The 14,938-nt window shown below is 62.7% G+C and carries 14 protein-coding genes; 4 read left to right on the plus strand and 10 right to left on the minus strand.

Going from position 1 to position 14,938, the window contains the following annotated elements; genetic code table 11:
• Positions 1 to 90 precede the first annotated feature (90 nt).
• From Q0367_RS15795 to Q0367_RS15835, 9 genes are all read right to left on the minus strand, one after another.
• On the minus strand, positions 91 to 1,167 hold the full coding sequence (locus Q0367_RS15795; protein ID WP_297638409.1) for a zinc-binding dehydrogenase: 1,077 nt from the start codon (positions 1,165 to 1,167) through the stop codon (positions 91 to 93).
• 357 nt (positions 1,168 to 1,524) lie between these two features.
• Positions 1,525 to 2,550 (minus strand): zinc-dependent alcohol dehydrogenase family protein, encoded by a 1,026-nt coding sequence (locus Q0367_RS15800; RefSeq protein ID WP_297638406.1) that lies wholly within the window; start codon positions 2,548 to 2,550, stop codon positions 1,525 to 1,527.
• Positions 2,551 to 2,590: 40 nt separating this feature from the next.
• Positions 2,591 to 3,397 carry an SDR family oxidoreductase gene (locus tag Q0367_RS15805; protein WP_363325878.1) on the minus strand — a complete coding sequence of 269 codons (807 nt, stop codon included), beginning with the start codon at positions 3,395 to 3,397 and terminating at the stop codon, positions 2,591 to 2,593.
• 110 nt (positions 3,398 to 3,507) lie between these two features.
• Positions 3,508 to 4,545: an NAD(P)-dependent alcohol dehydrogenase gene (locus tag Q0367_RS15810; protein ID WP_297638392.1), complete on the minus strand. Its 1,038-nt coding sequence runs from the start codon at positions 4,543 to 4,545 to the stop codon at positions 3,508 to 3,510.
• Between the two features lie 6 nt (positions 4,546 to 4,551).
• Positions 4,552 to 4,773, minus strand: a complete 222-nt coding sequence (locus tag Q0367_RS15815; RefSeq protein ID WP_297638382.1) for a DUF2160 family membrane protein — start codon at positions 4,771 to 4,773, stop codon at positions 4,552 to 4,554.
• A 4-nt stretch (positions 4,774 to 4,777) separates the two neighbouring features.
• On the minus strand, positions 4,778 to 5,632 hold the full coding sequence (locus Q0367_RS15820) for a carbohydrate ABC transporter permease (RefSeq protein WP_297638380.1): 855 nt from the start codon (positions 5,630 to 5,632) through the stop codon (positions 4,778 to 4,780).
• An 8-nt stretch (positions 5,633 to 5,640) separates the two neighbouring features.
• A complete protein-coding gene (locus tag Q0367_RS15825; protein ID WP_297638377.1) occupies positions 5,641 to 6,516 on the minus strand; it encodes a carbohydrate ABC transporter permease in 876 nt (291 codons plus the stop codon).
• Positions 6,517 to 6,631: 115 nt separating this feature from the next.
• Complete coding sequence (locus tag Q0367_RS15830) at positions 6,632 to 8,116, minus strand: extracellular solute-binding protein (protein WP_297638374.1); 1,485 nt, start codon at positions 8,114 to 8,116, stop codon at positions 6,632 to 6,634.
• Positions 8,117 to 8,236: 120 nt separating this feature from the next.
• Positions 8,237 to 9,241 (minus strand): LacI family DNA-binding transcriptional regulator, encoded by a 1,005-nt coding sequence (locus Q0367_RS15835; protein WP_297638371.1) that lies wholly within the window; start codon positions 9,239 to 9,241, stop codon positions 8,237 to 8,239.
• Between the two features lie 180 nt (positions 9,242 to 9,421).
• Here Q0367_RS15835 and pdxH point away from each other — a divergent pair, with 180 nt between their 5' ends.
• From pdxH to dcd, 4 genes are all read left to right on the plus strand, one after another.
• A complete protein-coding gene (gene pdxH, locus Q0367_RS15840) occupies positions 9,422 to 10,066 on the plus strand; it encodes a pyridoxamine 5'-phosphate oxidase (RefSeq protein WP_297638369.1) in 645 nt (214 codons plus the stop codon).
• A 38-nt stretch (positions 10,067 to 10,104) separates the two neighbouring features.
• On the plus strand, positions 10,105 to 12,765 hold the full coding sequence (locus Q0367_RS15845) for a DEAD/DEAH box helicase (protein WP_298983425.1): 2,661 nt from the start codon (positions 10,105 to 10,107) through the stop codon (positions 12,763 to 12,765).
• Positions 12,766 to 12,828: 63 nt separating this feature from the next.
• Complete coding sequence (gene cobU, locus Q0367_RS15850; RefSeq protein WP_298983427.1) at positions 12,829 to 13,380, plus strand: bifunctional adenosylcobinamide kinase/adenosylcobinamide-phosphate guanylyltransferase; 552 nt, start codon at positions 12,829 to 12,831, stop codon at positions 13,378 to 13,380.
• A gap of 38 nt (positions 13,381 to 13,418) precedes the next feature.
• Positions 13,419 to 13,976 (plus strand): dCTP deaminase, encoded by a 558-nt coding sequence (gene dcd / locus Q0367_RS15855; protein WP_297638351.1) that lies wholly within the window; start codon positions 13,419 to 13,421, stop codon positions 13,974 to 13,976.
• 22 nt (positions 13,977 to 13,998) lie between these two features.
• Here dcd and Q0367_RS15860 read toward each other — a convergent pair whose 3' ends face one another.
• Positions 13,999 to 14,934 carry a methionyl-tRNA formyltransferase gene (locus tag Q0367_RS15860; RefSeq protein ID WP_298983429.1) on the minus strand — a complete coding sequence of 312 codons (936 nt, stop codon included), beginning with the start codon at positions 14,932 to 14,934 and terminating at the stop codon, positions 13,999 to 14,001.
• Positions 14,935 to 14,938: the final 4 nt, after the last annotated feature.

Consider the following 14,938-nt stretch of genomic DNA (forward strand, 5'->3'; position numbering starts at 1 on the left):
TCTAATCAATCATTGAAGCGTTGTCAAGCAGCGTAAAACCTTTTAATCTGGGACGATTTTTCACTCCCTTAAGTTATAATCGGCTCAGCGTCAGGTCGATTGTGAAACGTCGATGACAATCTTCACGACATTGTCGGCGTATTGTTCGTTCAACGCGTAGGCTTCCGGCGTGCGTTCAAGCGGGAAGCGATGCGAGACGACGCCGGTTAGGTCAACGGCGCCGCTCGTCCACAATTTGATGGCGCGCGGATAGACATGCTTCATGCGCCGCGAAAGGCGAATGGTCAGCCCCTTGCGTCGGGCGGTGGAGTGTTTCATCTCCAGTTTATCCGGCCCAGGAATGCCGACGAGCACGAGCCGTCCGCCCAGTCGCGCCATCTCGGCCGCCCACTGGATCGAATGATCCGCCCACGCCGCTTCGATGGCGATGTCGACGCCGCGGCCAACGGTCGCCTCCTTGACCGCCGCCACGGGGTCCGTTTCTCTGAAGTTGATCGGAACGCCGCCGTAGCGCGCCGCCAGCGCCAGCCGCCAAGGGAATTGATCGATCACGTAGATGGGATCGGCGCCCGCCAGTCGCATCACCTGCAGGATGTACAGCCCGATCGGCCCTGCACCGAGGATCACGGCGCTGTCCGCCACGCGCACTTTGGCCAGGTCAACGGCATGGATGGCGATGCCAAGCGGCTCCAGCAGCGCTGCACTGGCGTCGTCCATTGCATCCGGGATGGGAAAGCACGAGTGCGCAGGCATGAGCATGTACTCGCTAAGGCTGCCGGGGTCGGGATAAGTGCCGCAGAAGTGTAGCCGATGACAGAGATTGGGGTGCCCCTGCTCGCACATCTCACAGCGGCCGCACGGCTGCGCCGGATCGACCGCCACGCGCGTCCCTGGCCGGAGCGGCTGAAAATTGCCGTCGTAGCTCTCCGGGCCGACCGCCTCCACTACGGCGGCAAATTCGTGTCCCAAAACTAGCGGCGTCTCCACCACGGTGTCGCCGATGCGCGCGTCTTGATAGGTGTGCAGGTCGCTCCCGCATACGCCCACCGCCGTGATTCGCAGGAGCGCCTGTCCCGGCCCCGGAGGATTGGGTCGGGGTATGCGCTCCACGCGCAGGTCGCGCGGGCCATGCAACCGAACCGCCAGCATCGTGTCCAATGTTTCCATTCCGCGTTTCGCTTTCTATTTTCGCTCTCTCCAAGGCGTTATGTAATTGGATGAAATTTCCTCGTAAAATACGAGCTTCTAGGAAGCTTGATAGAATTCAACAAATGATTCGGCGACCCGCGTAGGCGCAGCTCGTAGCTGCGCTTTCTTGATTCACCCAGAATCTTGCGATTCGCCGAGAACGTGCGGCTGCGAGCCGCACCTACGGCGTTCTCTTCCCCCTCTCCCAGCTTTGGGAGAGGGAGCCAGGGGTGAGGGCCCACTGCGCCTCCTCGAATTCCCCAAACCCTTGCGATTCACCGAGAACGTGCGGCTGCGAGCCGCACCTACCGTCAAGCCGGTTGTTACTCAGTCCGCTCAAGATGTGCGTTGGGGGCCGATCTCTATGTGAACCTTCAAGGTGTGGCCCGCTGCAAATTGCTGGAAGACCTCGGCGAAGCGCTCCATCGGCGCCGTATGGCTGACCAGCGGGGCGACGTCGATGGCGCCGCTGGCAAGCCAGTCGATGGCGGGGATGAAGGTGTAACAAAGCGCAAAACTGCCGACGATCGTCCAGTCGTTGCGAAAGATGTCGTAGGGGCTGAGCGAGACGCGCGCGTGATTCGGCGCCACGCCGAACTGCAGATAGGTCCCCCGCGGCCGTAGATAGCGGAACGCCCCCTCGATCACTGCCGGAACGCCGGTGGCGTCGATCACCACGCCGAAGCCGCGTGGCGCCACCTCCCGCAACGCTGCATCCTGGTCCGGCCCGGCAGGCACGGCCAGGGAGGCGCCCATGGCGCGCGCCAACTCCAATCGCGCGGGCTGCTTTTCGACCGCCACTACGTAGGAGCCCCCCATCCGGCGCAGCGCCTGGATCAACAGCAACCCCATCGGCCCTGCGCCCAGGATCAGCACAGGGTCGGCCGGCAGCACGCGGATGCGCTTCATGGCGTGGACGACGCACGCCAACGGCTCGATGAAGGCGGCCTGGGCGTCGCTGAGCGAGTCCGGCAGACGGTAGCAGGCGCGCGCCGGAACGGCGGTGTACTCGGCGAAGCCGCCCGGCCGCGTGATGCCGACGCCCTGCCAGTTCAAGCAGTGGTTCGCCATCTCATTGCGACACATGTCGCACCGTCCACAGTAGAGGTTCGGGTCCACGGCCACCCGCTCGCCGACGCGAAAGTCGGTCACGTCCCGGCCCACCTCGACAATTACGCCGCCGAACTCATGGCCGGGGATGACCGGAAAGGCGGACATGTACTCGTTGCGGTAGATATGGATGTCGGTGCCGCAGATGCCGCAGCGCGCCACCTGGACGACCACTTCATCCGGTGCGCAGGAAGGGTCGGGCACGCGTTCAACGCTGATCGATTCGGGTGCCGGGAAGAGCACGGCTTTCATGCGAAGCGCTCCTTCAAGAGACGAAAATGCTTTTGGAAGCTCACCAGCAGCAGTATCCGCCGTCGATCACCATGTCGTGGCCGGTCATGTAGTCGGACGCCGACGACGCCAGATAGACCACGGCGCCCTGCAGGTCGGTGACCTCCGCCATGCGCCCCATCGGCGTCATGCCCATCCACGTGGGCAGCATCGTCTGCCCGATAGGCGTGGCCAGCAGATCATCGACCAGCTTGGTGCGCGTGTAGCCGGGGCTGATGCTGTTGACGCGCACCCCGCGCTTCGCCCATTCGGCGGCCAGGCTGCGCGTCAGGTGGATCACGCCCGCCTTGGCCGTGTTGTAGGCGGATTGGTTCTGCGGCGTGTTGCTGATGTGGCCGGACATCGACGCCGTGTTGATGATCTTGCCGTAGCCGGCGGGCAACATGACTTTGGCTTCCGCCTGGGCGCAGAGGAAGACCGAGTTGAGGTCGATGTCGATCACGCGCAGCCAGTCTGCGTAGGCCATGCTTTCGGCGTCCGCCCAGAGACCGATGCCGGCGTTGTTGACGCCGATCGTCAAGGTTCTCCACTTCGCCAGGATCGCATCGACCATCGCCTGCACCTGTTCGGGCTTCGTCACGTCGGCCTGGAGGGCGATAGCGTCGATCTGCTTCGCCGTCAGCTCGTGCGCCACTTCCTCGGCGAGGTCCAGGCGTAGATCGACGACGGCCACAGCGGCGCCCGCCTCGCCCAGCGCATGGGCGAAGGCGCGACCGATGCCCTGCCCGCCGCCGGTCACAAGCGCCACGCGGCCATCCAGCCGGAATCGCTCCAAAATGGGTCTGGCTTCCAACACCGGATCGCTCATCATCTGTCCCTTCTCTCACAGGCTGTTGCGCTGATAGGCGCAGCGTTCGATTGAATTTCTTCTGCGAATCGCTGCGCCCTGCGTTGCAAGATTTTTCGCTGAAGAACGACTCACTCCGAAACCACGATTTGCGCCTTGACCGAGGTCGGCGGCATGTGGGCGGCGAACTCAAAGGCTTTGACGCTCTCCTCGAAACGGAACACATCGGTGATCAGCGGCTTGACGTTGATCTTGCCGCTCGCCATCAGCGCAATGGCGCGCGGATAGACGTGGGCGTAGCGGAAGACGTGCTCGACGCGCGCTTCCTTGACCATGGCGGCGGAGACTTCATATGCAATGGGGTGGAGCGGGATGCCGACGTAGACAACCGTTCCGCCCGGGCAGAGCGGCTCGAAGACGCTGGCCGCCGCTTTTTCGTTGCCGCTGCACTCGAAGACGATGTCCGCGCCCCAACCGTCGGTCATCTGATCGATGACTTCCTTGAGATTCTCCTTCGCCACATTGACCGGACGAATCGGGCCAAGCGTGGTGGCGAGGTCGAGTTTGGGCTGTTGCACGTCGGTCATCACCACCTGGCTGCAGCCGCCGGCGAGCGCCGCCAGCGCCGTCACCATGCCGATTGGCCCGGCGCCCATCACGATGGCGAGGTCGCCCGGTTTGATGCGGGCCTTGGTGGCCGCGTGCATGCCGACGGCGAGCGGCTCGACCATGGCGCCTTCGGCGAAGCTGACGTTGTCGGGCAGCTTGTAGGTGAAGGCAGCGGGATGCACGACGGTCGGACGCAATACGCCGTGCACAGGTGGCGTCGCCCAGAAGCGCACCGCAGGGTCGAGGTTGTACATGCCCAGCCGCGTCGCCTTGCTGTTGGGGTCGGGGATGCCCGGCTCCATGCAGACGCGGTCGCCGACCTTGAGGTGCTTGACCTCTGACCCCACCTCGACGACGACGCCGGAGGCCTCGTGGCCGAGCACCATCGGCTCGCGCACGACGAACTGGCCGATGGCGCCATGCGTGTAGTAGTGCACGTCGCTGCCGCAAATGCCGACCGTGCGCAACGCAATGCGCACGTCGTGCGGTCCCAGCGTCTCGGGGATGTCGATGTCTCGCAAACGGAGCTCGTTGACTTTTTCAAGGACCAGCGCTTTCATAATCTTTTATCCTTTTTTCACAATCCATACGCCCAAAATAATGCATAGTATCGTGCAAATCCAGACGGAAAGCCCCAACGGTTCGATGAAGCGCATCCATAACAAGGACGCGCCGATCCAGATCACGACGCTGATAAAGACGCGATCGAACGTATTGGTCTCGATGGGTAAAAAACCGCGACGCCCTTTGTGCTCGACGGGCGCCTGAATGGGTTTTGTCTCCGTCATGTCGTTACTCCTTTACGGCGCCGAAGGTCAGACCGGTGACGATGTAGCGCTGCACGAAGACCAGGAAGATGAGCGCAGGCAGGATCGAAATCGTGGCGACAGCCGCCATCTGCCCCCAGTTGGTGCCGGTGACGGTGACGAACTCGGCCAGGCCGGTCGTGATCGTGCGCGCGTTGACGCTGGTCAGCGTCGCGGCGAACAGGTACTCATTCCAGGCGAAGATCAGGCTCAGGATGAAGGTGATGGCCAGCCCCGGCGCGGCGAGCGGCACGATCACGCGCCACAGCACCGTCCACTGGCTTGCGCCATCGACCATCGCCGCCTCGTCGATTTCGACCGGAATGCCGTCCATAATGCCTTTCATCAGCCAGATGGCGAAGGGCAAATTGAAGACGCAGTACAGCAGAATCAGGCCGATCTGCGTGTCGAAGAGCGTCCAGTTGCCGATGCGAAACACCTGGGTGTAGAGCAAGAAGAGCGGCAACAGAAAGGCGGCGGGCGGCGCCATGCGGTTGGTGATCGTCCAGAAGAAGATGTTGTCGGCGCCGGGCAGCCGCCAGCGCGACAGCGCATAGGTGGCGAAGAGCGCCAGCACGGTCACAAGCAAAGCGTTGCCGACGGCGATATAGAGAGAGTTCAAGAGATAACGCTGAAAGACCGGGTCGCTCAGCGGACCGGTGTAATTCTGAATGTAAAAGGAGCGGATCAACAGCGTCGGCGCGTCGAAGAGTTGAACGCGACTGCGCGACGAGACCACGAACATCCAGTAGATCGGCAGCACGGTGAAAAGCGTCAGGGCAATCCACAGCGCGTATAGCCCGATCCATCCCAATATTTTTCGCCAACGAGCTGTCTTCATAGGGCGCCCTACGCTTTCTGTTTCCCCACGTTGGCAAGCGCTACAAAGAGCAGCCAACACATCACGATTGTCACGTATAACACGAGCAGCGACATGGCCGAGCCGTAGCCATAATCGGTTTTGGGAAAGACCACGCGGAAAATGTGCAGGCCGATCAGCGTCGTCGCCGTGCCCGGGCCGCCGTTGGTCAACATGTACACCTCATCCACCACGCGCAATGCGTCCATGATGCGGATAAAGACGACCGTCAGAATGACGGGCATCATCATGGGGATGGTAATGTAGCGGAAGACCTGCCAGCGGTTGGCGCCGTCGACCATCGCCTGTTCGAGCGGCTCTCGGGGGATGGCGGAGAGGCCGGCCAGCAGCGTGAGCGTGACAAAGGGCGTCCAGTGCCAGATGTCCATCAGCACCGCCGTGGCCCAGGCGTGTTCGGCGTAGGTGCCGATGCGATACTGGATGCCAAACCAGCGCTCCAGGAAGTAGGGGATCGGCCCAAAGCCGGGGATCACCATCAGACGCCAGGTGGCGCCGACGGCGATCGGCGCCACGACGAGAGGGAGCACGTAGATCGTGCGAAAGAACGCCCGGCCTGGAAACTGTCGCGTCAACGTCTGCGCCAGCACAAAGCCCAGCACCAGCTCCGACGTAACCACGGTGAAGGTGAAAACCAGGGTGCGCCATAACGCCGCCAGAAAATCCTGGTCAAAGACGAGGCGACGATAATTGTTGGCGCCCGCCCAGGTCATGCCGCGCGTCGCAGCGAAGATATTCCAGTCGTGAAAGCCCACCCAGATCACATAGAGGAAGGGCAGAAATCCCACGATAAACAAAACGATCAGCGACGGCGAAAGCAGTAGCCATCCCAGACGATTCGATCGCATCGGTGCCGCTCCTGATTCTTGACCGGTGAGAGATGCTCGGTGCAGCGCTCACGCCAATGGCGCTTCTGGAATTCCTGGGAGAGGCGGCGCCTCTCCCAGGAAAGAGGACGTTCGATTACTCGCCGTAGCCAAGCTTGGGCAGCTCAGCGTCGACCGCCGCCGCCGCCTGGTCGAGCGCATCCGCCGCCGAGAGCTCGCCGGCGATGGCGCGATAGACGAAGGGCGCAATCACCTCGCGAATGGTGGCGTGGAAGGGGAAGGGCGGCGCACCGGCGAAGAGATAGCCCTTTTCCTTGAGCAGCGTGAAGTAGCCGTTGGTCTTGGCGTCCATCTCCTGCACCTTCGGATCGTCGAAGGTGGAGTCCATGACGACGCGCGAGCCGGCGACGGCCCAGTCCGCCTGCACCGACTCCTGACCGATGTACTGGTTCCACAGCACTGCACAGGCCTGATTCTTCGAGCTGACCGGGATGCCGAAGGCGCCGCCGTCGTAGTAGCCGATGTAGCCGCGGCCTTCCTCGGCGTCCTGCAGCACGCTCTCATCCGCCAGCGGCGGCAGGGCGACGCCAACGTTGCCGACGACGCGCGAGCGCTCCGGATCGCTGGCGATCCAGGCGGCGTTCTCACCGTAGACCCAGCCCTGCGCAGCGCGGCCGGCCGCGAACGAAGCGGCGACCTCATCCCAGGTGCTGCTGGTGGCTTCCGGCGGAGCGAACTGGAGCATGTCCAGCCAGAACTGGAAGGCCGCCTTGGCGCGATCGCTGTTCATCGTGCCGCCGTTTTCGACGCTGGCTTTCCAGTTCTCCATGTTGATGCCCCAGTTGTAGACGCCGCCGCTGGGCAGGATGGTCTCAAAGAGCTCATAGAAGGAGGACGGATGGCCAGAGGCCGCCTGCACGGTGGTGCCCCACAGCTCCAGGCCGCGGTCTTTGCCCCACTGCGTGAAGAACTCGGCGTTGTCGCGATACTGTTCATAGTTGGTCGCCGGCGCCAGGTCGTAGCCATACTTCTCTTTGAAGGCCGCCTGCGCCTCCGGATCGCCGAAGAGGTCGGTGCGATAGAGGTAAATCTTCACAAAGGCTTCCATCGGCACACCGTAGACGTTGCCTTCGGCGTCCTTGAAGTAGTCGATGAAGGTCGTGAACTTGCCGAAGTCAAAGTCCGGCGCAGCCAGGTTCGGGTTGTCGGCCAGGAACTGGGTCATGTTGAGCAGGTAGTTGTTGGCCAGATAGGCGTAGATGATGTCCTGCTCGATGTAGACGAAGTCATAGATGCCGGTGCCGGCCTCCATATCCTTGATGGCTTTGTCGTACATCTGATCCCAGGAGGTCGTCTCCAGCTCGACCTTGATGCCGGTGTCGCGCTCAAAGGCGGGCGCCAACACGTCCTTGGCGAAGTTAGAGGGCGGGGTGCTTTCCGAAACGCCGCGAATGGTGACGCCCACGCAACCCGCAGACTCCGCCGCCGTGCGCCACCAGGTCGCCTCGCCTTCCGCCGGTGGAGCAGCGGCCGGCGGCGCCACAGGCGCCGGACAGGCGGCCAAAACCATCGCAGCAAGCATCAAAATGCTCAGGGTGACGAAAAGCCTGTGTCTCAACATGTTTGGACTCCTTTTGTTTTGAACAAACTGGTAAAAACGCTGAAGAACTCAACCGTCGCAAGAGGGGAACAAGGCGTGAGTGGCAGGAATCACCTCCCTTCTGCCGAACGCGTGAACCTGCTAGATCAATCGACGACTCGACTCGCGCAGCTTGATCGTCGGCTGCAGCGTTACGATCTGGGCCGGACGAGTTGGATCGGCGATGCGCTGCAGCAGCAGCTCCGCCGCCCGCCGCCCCATCTCATAGGTCGGCTGTTTGACAACCGTCAGCGCGGGCTTCACCAGAAACATCCAGTCCATCTCATCGAACGCTGCAAAGCCGATGTCTTCCGGAATGCGCAGGCCGAGATCGTGAATCGCATGCAAGGCGCCCACCGTCAACAGATTGTTGCCGGTGAAGATGGCGTCAGGCGGCGGCGATTGCTGGAAGAGGTCCATCGTCATCGCATAGCCGTTGGGCGTACGCGGCGAGCCGGTGCGCACAAGCTCCGGCTGCACCGCCAATCCATGGCTCGTCAAGGCCTCCACGTAGCCCTGATAGCGCTCGGCGCCCGTGCTGATCTCCAACGCACTTAGGACGGCGGCGATGCGTCGATAGCCGCTCTCCACCAGATGGGAGACCACTTCGCGGGCCGCCCTCACGTTGTCGCAGACCACCATGTCCATCGCCACGCCGCTGACCCGCCGATCAATGGCGACGACCGGCATCTGCATGGCGACCAGCTTGCGATAGAGGTTGTTGCTGTGCGCCGTCGGCGCCACGATCAACCCGGCCACCTGCTCCGCCAACATCAGCTCGACGTAGGTCGCCTCTTTCTCAGAGTCCTCGTCCGAGTTGCACAAGAAGACAGGATACTGTTGCTGCTGCGCTACATCCTCCACCGCGCGCACGATCGACGTGAAAAATGGATTTTGAATGTCCGAAATAATGAGCCCGATAATGCTCGAACGCTGCACGCGCAGCGAACGCGCCACCCGGCTGGGGCGATAGTTGAGCGTTCGCGCCGCCTCCAGGACGCGACGCCGCAACTCTGCACTGACATATGGTTTACCGGCCAGCACCCTCGACACCGTCGCCGTGGATACGCCGGCCTCGCGAGCCACATCTTCGATTTTGATCGACACGGTGAACTTATATGAGAGTTTCGCAAATCAAGCTATTCCTTATTGTAATCGTTTTCAGGGAACTTGTCAAGGGATTTTTCAATTTGTTGCTTCGGCAATAGGAAGACCAATGGCGGCGGTTGTGATAACATGCGTATGTTGCTGGCTGGACTGCGTTTTTGTTCCTTGAAAGGACGCACGATGACAACGGATGTGAACAATTTCCGCAAAGAGTATCGCCTCGACCGCCTCTCGGAAGAGAGCGCGGGCAACGATCCGTTTGCGCTCTTTGAACGATGGTTTCGGCTGGCCGGAGAGAGCGCTATTCAGGAGCCGAACGCCATGGCGCTGGCCACCGCCACCCCCGATGGCAGGCCATCGGTGCGCATGGTGTTGCTCAAGGGGTTTGACCGCAACGGCTTCACGTTTTTCACCAGCTACGAAAGCCGCAAAGGGCGAGAGCTGGCTGTTAATCCACATGCCGCCCTGCTTTTCTGGTGGGAGCCGCTCGAACGGCAGGTGCGCATCGAAGGCGTGGTGGAAAAGTTGTCCGCCAAGGAGTCCGACGAGTATTATTACAGCCGACCGCTCGGCAGCCGTCTTGGCGCCTGGGTCTCCGAACAGAGCCGAGTCATCCCCAACCGAGAAATGTTGGACAAACGTTTCGCCGAGCTGCAGGCCGAATACAGCGACAAACATCCCGACCGCCCCCCTTTCTGGGGCGGCTATCGGGTGATTCCGGAGGTCTTTGAATTCTGGCAGGGCGGCGTGAACCGGCTGCACGACCGTCTCCGTTATCGTCGCCAACCGGACGGCGGCTGGCTGCGCGAACGTCTGGCGCCCTGAATCCTTCAGGAGTCGAACGCATCGGCGAGGTCGATTGCATGGCTGTCACCGACTTGCTGGCGCAGTGGCGCAGCGACCCACAATTCATGAACAAAGTGGCCGCCTGGCGCGTCCTGCCCGAGCAACCCGCCGTCTATGCATCTACGCCTTCCTCTCTGCATCCCGTGCTTCAACGCGCACTCGTCGCCTGCGGCGTGGAGCGGCTGTATGCGCATCAGCGCGACGCCATAGAAGCCGCCTTGCAACAGGAAAGCCTCGTCATTGCGACGCCCACCGCTAGCGGCAAGACGCTTTGCTATAATTTACCTGTATTGCACACTTTATTGACAGACGCTGCGGCCTGCGCGCTCTATCTGTTCCCCACCAAAGCGCTGGCGCACGACCAATGGGCGGAGCTGAACCGATTGGCAAAAGCCGTCGAGGCCGTCGACTCTGCACACCCTCTGACGTCGTCGATCGCCGCCTACGACGGCGACACGCCCTCGGCGCAACGCGGCCAGATTCGCAAGCAGGCGCGTCTGCTGCTGACCAACCCCGACATGCTGCATATAAGCCTCCTGCCCAACCATGCACAGTGGGCGGATTTTCTGGCGGGGCTGCGCTGGGTGGTAATCGACGAGATGCACACCTACCGCGGCGTCTTCGGCAGCCACGTCGCCAACGTGCTGCGCCGGCTGCAACGCATCTGCCGCCATTACGGCGCAGCGCCCCGTTTCATCTGCACCAGCGCCACCATCGCCAACCCTGTGCAGCTCGCCGAGCGGTTGACCGAGCAACGCGTGCACCTGATCGAGCGCTCCACCGCCCCGCGAGGAGAGAAGCACATCCTCCTGCTGAACACGCCGCTCGTAGACGCTGAAAAAGGCGTGCGCCGCGCCGCGGTGTTGGAGGCGGCCGACCTGGCGGCGCAATGCGTCGACGCCGGCCTGCAGACCATTGTCTTTGGCCGCTCGCGCGTCGCCACCGAGCTGTTGCTCACCTATCTACGCTCGGCGCTGGAGCGCCGTCGCAGCCGGGGGGCGCAACGCTATGCTCTCGGCGAGGAGGCCGCTGCACCGAAGCAGAGGCTCGACGTCGCCGAGCATGTGCAGGGGTATCGAGGCGGTTACCTGCCTGCGGAGCGGCGCAGCATCGAGGAAGGGTTGCGCAGCGGCCGCGTGCGTGCAGTCGTCGCCACCAATGCGCTGGAGCTAGGCATCGACATCGGTGGGTTGGCCGCCGCCATTGTGTGCGGATACCCGGGCGGCGTCGCTGCGACCTGGCAGCAGTTCGGCCGCGCCGGCCGCACCACCGAAGCGGCGGTGGCGGTGCTGGTCGCCACCGCCGGTCTGCTCGACCAGTATGTGATTCGTCACAGCGAATTTCTGTTCGAGCAGTCGCCGGAGCATGCGCTGATCCATCCCGACAACCTGATGCTTCTCGTCGACCATGTGCGCTGCGCCGCGGCTGAGCTTCCTTTTCACCAGGAGGAAGCGTTCGGCGCCAGCCCTTATCTGCGCGACGTGCTTGCGCTGCTGGCCGAGCAGGGCGAAGTGCAGCGCCACGGCGAGCGCTTTTTCTGGAGCGGTCTCCGCCATCCGGCGCGGGAGGTGGGCCTGCGCAGCGTCGGCGGCGACCCTGTGCTCATTCAAAGGGTGGGGCCTTCGCCGGAGCACGAGAAAGGCGCTCCCTGCGTCCTCGGCGAAGTGGATCAGGCGAGCGCCCAACTGCTGGCGCACGAGGGTGCGATTTATCTGCACGGCGGGCAGAGTTATCTGGTGCAACGGCTCGACTTGACAGCGCTGCGCGCAGACGCAACGGCTGTCGACGTGGACTATTACACAGAAGCTATCTCCGACGCCGAGGTGGAGCGCCTCGCCTGCCATGCCGTGCGTTCGGCGGGAGGCTCTCTGGCCGCCTGGGGCGACGTCGCCGTACACACCCAGGTGATCGGCTATCGCAAGATCAAACGCACCACCCATGAGACGCTGGGCGTCTATCCGCTGGACTATGCGCGGCGCACGCTCGAAACGAACGCCTACTGGTGCGAGATTGCGCCGGCGGTGCAACAGGCGCTGGAAGCGGCCGGCCTCTGGTTCGACTCGGTCAACGACTACGGCCCGAACTGGGAAGAACAGCGCGCCATCGTGCGGGCGCGCGCTCGGGGACGCTGCGCTATCTGCGGCGCGCCGGAATCGCCCGGCCGTCAGCATGACGTTCATCACAAAATTCCGTTTCGCCTCTTCGGCTACGTGCCCGGCCTGAACGACTTGTACTTAGAGGCCAACAGACTGGAGAACCTGATGCTCGTCTGTCGGGGATGTCACCGTCGCATCGAGACCGCGGGCCGCTATCAGACCGGGTTGGATGGACTGGCTTATCTGCTGAGCAACCTGGCGCCGTTGCATCTGATGTGCGACCCTGGCGACCTCGGCGTCCATGTAGCGCGCGGGGATCCGATCGGGCGGGCCGAAGCGTCCGATGCTCGAGCGCGCGCGCCGCGCGTCTATCTGTACGAACGCGCGCCGGCGGGGCTGGGATTTAGCGCGCTGCTCTACGATCTGCACGAAACATTGCTGGAGGCTGCGCTGGAAAGCGTGCGGTCGTGCGCCTGTATCCATGGTTGCCCGGCCTGCGTCGGCCCGGTGCTCGACGATCAGCCGCTTCAGCTTCAGACCAAGCGCCTGACCCTGGCCTTGCTTGAACAACTTGTAGTATGACGGGAGCAATGAACCCCAGCTGCGAGCTTACATCGGAAAGTCGAACAGAAGCGAAACATTGCAATGATGAGAAAACAATTTACGCTCATTCTGGGCGGTGCGCGCAGTGGAAAAAGCAGCTACGCCGAAGCGCAGGCTGCAGCGCTTGACGGCGAGGTGCTCTATGTCGCCACCGCCGAGGCGTGGGACGAAGAGATGGCGGCGCGGATTGCAGCCCACCGCAGCCAACGACCGGCGACGTGGCGCACACTCGAGGCGCCTCGACAGATCGGCGCAGCCATCGCCGCGGCGCTGACGCCGGACGTCGCCTGCGTGGTGGTGGACTGCATCACCCTGCTGGCGAGCAACGTGCTGTTGCGCCTGCCGGAAAAGAGCGACGAGGCGACGGCCGCGAATGCGCTCCTCGCCGAGATCGATGCGCTGTTGGCGGCCTACGCCCAGAGCAACGCAACGTGGTTTGTCGTCTCCAACGAAGTGGGCCTGGGCATCGTGCCCGCCTACCCATTGGGGCGTCTCTATCGCGATGCGCTGGGCCGCGCCAATCAACGGCTGGCGGCGGCGGCGGATCGCGTGGTGTTTATGGTTGCAGGTCTGCCCATGACGATTAAGTCATGACGATTAAGTAATGGAGATAAGTAATGGAGAGATGCTCGATGTCCATCAAGCCTGACCACTGGATCCGACGCATGGCGTTGGAGCACAAGATGATTGAGCCCTTTGTAGAGAGTCAAGTGCGCCAGGGCGTGGTCTCCTACGGCCTGAGCAGCTTCGGCTACGACATTCGCGTGGCGGATGAATTCCGCATCTTCACGCCCGCCACCGGTCAGCTCAGCGTCATCGACCCCAAGGCCATCGACGAGCGCGCCATGATGCCTTATCGAGGCGACGTCTGCATCGTTCCTCCGAACAGCTTTGCGCTGGCGCGCACCGTGGAGTACTTTCGCATTCCACGCAACGTGCTCACGATCTGTCTGGGGAAGAGCACTTACGCCCGCTGCGGCATCATCGTCAACGTCACACCCCTTGAGCCGGAATGGGAGGGACATGTCACGATTGAGATCAGCAACACGACGCCGCTGCCGGCCAAAATTTACGCGAACGAGGGAATTGCGCAGGTGATTTTCTTTGAGGGCGATCCGCCCGAGGTCTCCTACGCCGATCGCAAGGGCAAATACCAGGGGCAGCAGGGCATCACGTTGCCGCGACTGTAGGGGCCTGGCGCTACAGAGGGGGTCAATGATGGAGACGCGCCTGGACTGCACCGGGAGAGCAGCGGAATGTGATCAGGCCATCCTGAATCACGAATGGGGCCTCGATCGTCGCGTAGTTCGACCAGGAGAGCGCGTCCGAAAGCAGCCAGCGATGTCCGTCGATCTCTAAAATGTACGGATGTCCCCACACGGCGGAGGCGCGCATGAAGTTGAAGATGCGGCGGGCGGACCACTCCGTCGAAATGGCAAAATCTTCCGGGCGTGGCCAGGGCTGATAGCTTCCTCCGGGCGGCTGTCGCCGATAGGGCAACTCCCCTCCGGCGACGTGTTGAAGCACCTCCACCAGGAGGCGACCGCCCACCCTGGCCATCAGCCGGGTGGCGTCGTGCTCCGAGATGCCATCGGGAAGCGGGACGGGGCGCTGCGCCGCAATCGGGCCGGTGTCGAACTGAGCGTCCATCCAGTGCACGGTCACGCCGGTGCGTTGTTCACCGGCGCGAAATTGCCAGAAGAGCGGAGCAGGGCCGCGGTAGTTCGGCAACAGAGAAGGATGCACATTGAGGAACCCATGGCGCGGCGCCGACAACAGGGGTTCAGGCACGAGCCGTGGGAAGCAGGCCACGACGCCCACCGCCGGCGCCAGCGACTTCAGCGCCAGCGAAGTCTCCTCGGCCTTGATGCGCTTGACGCCGTACAGTGGAATGCCGTTGCGCCAGGTGGTGGTGAGCACGCTCTCCTGCACAAAGGTGGAGGTGAGCGGCACCGAATTGGGATCATTTTCTGCGACGACTGCGTTCGGGGGGAGCAACGGCTGAATCGTCGCCGAGTCGGAGAGACCAGGCAAATTTTGTCCGGCCAGCCACACTGCGGCGATCTTGATGCGCGCAGCGATCAGAGACTCCAACACGATGCGGCTGTAATCACAGTCCGACCCCAAGAAAATGATCTCAAAGGCCATGTGG

It is taken from the genome of uncultured Caldilinea sp. (assembly GCF_937128415.1).
Classification (GTDB): Bacteria; Chloroflexota; Anaerolineae; order Caldilineales; family Caldilineaceae; genus Caldilinea.

Excerpts from the sequence above, each read along its gene's own strand:
- Q0367_RS15795 (WP_297638409.1), bottom strand. The coding sequence starts at position 1,167 with ATGGAAACATTGGACACGATGCTGGCGGTTCGGTTGCATGGCCCGCGC.
- Q0367_RS15800 (WP_297638406.1), bottom strand. The coding sequence starts at position 2,550 with ATGAAAGCCGTGCTCTTCCCGGCACCCGAATCGATCAGCGTTGAACGC.
- Q0367_RS15805 (WP_363325878.1), bottom strand. The coding sequence starts at position 3,397 with ATGAGCGATCCGGTGTTGGAAGCCAGACCCATTTTGGAGCGATTCCGG.
- Q0367_RS15810 (WP_297638392.1), bottom strand. The coding sequence starts at position 4,545 with ATGAAAGCGCTGGTCCTTGAAAAAGTCAACGAGCTCCGTTTGCGAGAC.
- Q0367_RS15815 (WP_297638382.1), bottom strand. The coding sequence starts at position 4,773 with ATGACGGAGACAAAACCCATTCAGGCGCCCGTCGAGCACAAAGGGCGT.
- Q0367_RS15820 (WP_297638380.1), bottom strand. The coding sequence starts at position 5,632 with ATGAAGACAGCTCGTTGGCGAAAAATATTGGGATGGATCGGGCTATAC.
- Q0367_RS15825 (WP_297638377.1), bottom strand. The coding sequence starts at position 6,516 with ATGCGATCGAATCGTCTGGGATGGCTACTGCTTTCGCCGTCGCTGATC.
- Q0367_RS15830 (WP_297638374.1), bottom strand. The coding sequence starts at position 8,116 with ATGTTGAGACACAGGCTTTTCGTCACCCTGAGCATTTTGATGCTTGCT.
- pdxH (WP_297638369.1), top strand. The coding sequence starts at position 9,422 with ATGACAACGGATGTGAACAATTTCCGCAAAGAGTATCGCCTCGACCGC.
- Q0367_RS15845 (WP_298983425.1), top strand. The coding sequence starts at position 10,105 with ATGGCTGTCACCGACTTGCTGGCGCAGTGGCGCAGCGACCCACAATTC.
- cobU (WP_298983427.1), top strand. The coding sequence starts at position 12,829 with ATGATGAGAAAACAATTTACGCTCATTCTGGGCGGTGCGCGCAGTGGA.
- dcd (WP_297638351.1), top strand. The coding sequence starts at position 13,419 with ATGTCCATCAAGCCTGACCACTGGATCCGACGCATGGCGTTGGAGCAC.
- Q0367_RS15860 (WP_298983429.1), bottom strand. The coding sequence starts at position 14,934 with ATGGCCTTTGAGATCATTTTCTTGGGGTCGGACTGTGATTACAGCCGC.